The organism is Roseomonas sp. TS2, assembly GCF_058833935.1.
This window is the reverse complement of the sequence record NZ_JCACVY010000324.1, coordinates 1-2342: the sequence shown is the minus strand read 5'-3', so window position 1 is coordinate 2342 and position 2342 is coordinate 1. Positions and strand designations below refer to the sequence as shown.

At 73.6% G+C, this 2342-nt stretch carries 2 protein-coding genes; one reads left to right on the top strand and one right to left on the bottom strand.

Annotation, left to right across the window (positions count from 1 at the left end):
• Nucleotides 1–958: alpha/beta fold hydrolase (locus tag ACZJYS_RS24040; RefSeq protein WP_493180605.1), on the top strand; the 958-nt coding region annotated here is incomplete at its 5' end.
• Nucleotides 959–1038: 80 nt separating this feature from the next.
• On the opposite strand, the gene ACZJYS_RS24035 is transcribed toward ACZJYS_RS24040, so the two are convergent.
• On the bottom strand, nt 1039–2139 hold the full coding sequence (locus tag ACZJYS_RS24035; protein ID WP_493180604.1) for a YncE family protein: 1101 nt from the start codon (nt 2137–2139) through the stop codon (nt 1039–1041).
• Nucleotides 2140–2342: the final 203 nt, after the last annotated feature.

Below are 2342 nucleotides of genomic sequence, written 5' to 3'. Positions count from 1 at the left end.
CGCGGAGGAGGATTTCTTCGCCGCCGGCGGCAATTCTCTGCTCGCGGTGGAGCTGATGCTGCGGGTGCAGGAGGAGTTCGGCCGCGACCCGGGCCTCGGCGCGCTGTTCGAGCACCCGACGGTCGCCCGCCTCGCCGTGCTGCTGGAGGCCGATGCCCTGCCGCCCGGCGATGACGGGCTGCGCCCGCTGATCCGCCTCGGGCGCGGCGAGGCGGAGCGGCCGCCGCTCCACGTGGTGCATCCGGCGGGCGGCATCGCCTGGTGCTATGGCCGCCTCGCCCGCGCGCTGGGGCCGGAGATCCCGGTGCTGGGCCTGCAGGCCCCGGCGCTGGACAGCGCCAGCCCGCCGCCCGCCAGCCTGGAGGCGCTGGCGGAGGATTACGTGGCGCGGCTGCTCGCCACCCATCCGGGCGGGCCGGTGCATCTGGCGGGCTGGTCGGTCGGCGGCATCATCGCGCAGGCGATGGCGGTGCGGCTGCGGGCGCTGGGCCATGCCGTCGGCACCCTGGCGCTGCTCGATTCCTACCCCGCCGAGGCCTGGCGCGCCGAGCCGGAGCCGGAGCCCGGCGCCCTGTTCCGCGCCCTGCTGGCCATCGCCGGGCACGACCCGGCGCGGCACCCGGAACTGCCGATGCGGCGGGAGCCGGTGCTGGCCTTCCTGCGCCAGGGCGGCACGCCGCTCGGCCGTCTGCCCGAGGCGGTGCTGGATGGCGTGATGCGGGTGATGGAGGGCAACAACCGCCTCGTCCGCGGCCACCGCCATGGCCGGTTCGACGGCACGCTGCTGCATTTCCGCGCGGCGCGCGACCATGCCGGCCGCGCCCTCTCCCCCGCGATGTGGCAGCCGCACGCCGCATCGGTGGAGGTGGTGGAGGTGCCCGCCCTGCATGGCGAGATGATCGGCGCCGCGGCCGTGGCGCAGATCGCGCCCGTGCTGCGCCGCCGCCTCGGCCCGTAGAACGGACAAATGGGTTTCCAAAGGCCTCAGGCCTTTGGCGGGGAGAGTTTGAGAGGGGCGGAGCCCCTCTCAAGAACCTCTCAGGCGCGGATCAGGCTGACCGTGTCGCCGCGCGGGTCCTCGGGCGGCGGGACGGGCGCCTGTCCCGGCGCCGGGCGCGGCCCGGCCTTCGCCTTGTTGCTGACATAGGCGAGGCCCGAACGAGGGTCCACCGCCACGGTGTTCGGGTGCGTGCCGGTCTCCAGGCTGGCCCTTACGGTCAGGCTGCCCGTCTCCACCAGGCTCACCGTGCCGGCGCCGCGATTGGCCACATAGGCCAGCGCGCCATCGGGCGAGAGGGTGATGCCGAGCGCGCCCGCGCCCGTCTCCACCGCCTTCACCAGCATCCCCGAGGCGGCGTCCAGCACGGTGAGCTGCCCGCTCTTCTGGTTGGCGCAGAACAGGCGGCCGCTGGCGGCGTGGTATTCCACATTGATCAGCCCCTCCCCGCCCGAGGCGAAGCGGCGCACCCCGGCGCGGCGGGCGAGGCTCACCTCCACCACCTCGTTCGGCCCCAGCGCGCCGGCAAAGAGGCGGTCCCCCGCCGGGTCGTAGGCGAGGCCGGAGATGCCGCCCTCCAGCCCCTCGGTGATGACATGGGCGAGGGTGTTGGCCGCCGTGTCCACCACCCAGATGGCGCTCGGCTTGTCGCGGTAGCCGAAGACGGAGACGAAGGCGCGGTTGCGCGCCTCGTCCACCACGACATGGCGCAGATGCGCGCCCTCCCCTTCGCCGATCCGCGCCTTCACCTGGCCGCTGCGCAGGTCGATGGCGACCAGCCGGCCGCTGCGCGTGCCGGTGCCGAACAGCGTGCCCGTGGCGTTGTTCACGCCGAGGCCGAACACCGTGTCGGCGCCCAGCTCGATGGTGGAGCGCACCTCCAGCGTGCGCAGATCGAGGCCGAGGATGCGGGCGCTGTCGGCGCCGCGCGGGCCGGTGCTCGCCACGTGCACGAGGTCGGTGGTGGTGCTGACGGCCAGCTCGTACAGGCCGGGCGCCAGCTTCACGGTCTTCTCCACCGTGGCGGCGGCGCGTGCCGGCGCGGCGCGCAGGGCGAAGGCGGCCGCGCCGAGCAGGGCAAGCGCGTGGCGGCGCCGGAGCACCGGCGGGGCGGAGAGAGCGCTGGCATGGGTGGGAGGCATTGCAGGCCTTTCCTGAGGCTATCGCGCCAAATTGCGAATGGTTATCATTAACACCAACCCGGAGAGGCGACAATCGGCGCGGCGAAGGGCGCATCGCCGGCGGGCCTTGTAAAAGGGGCACGGCTCTGCGAGAAACAGTTGAGAACTGTTCGCATTTTCATCCGGAGACGACCGGCCACCATGGGCATGCTGCATCCGCGGGA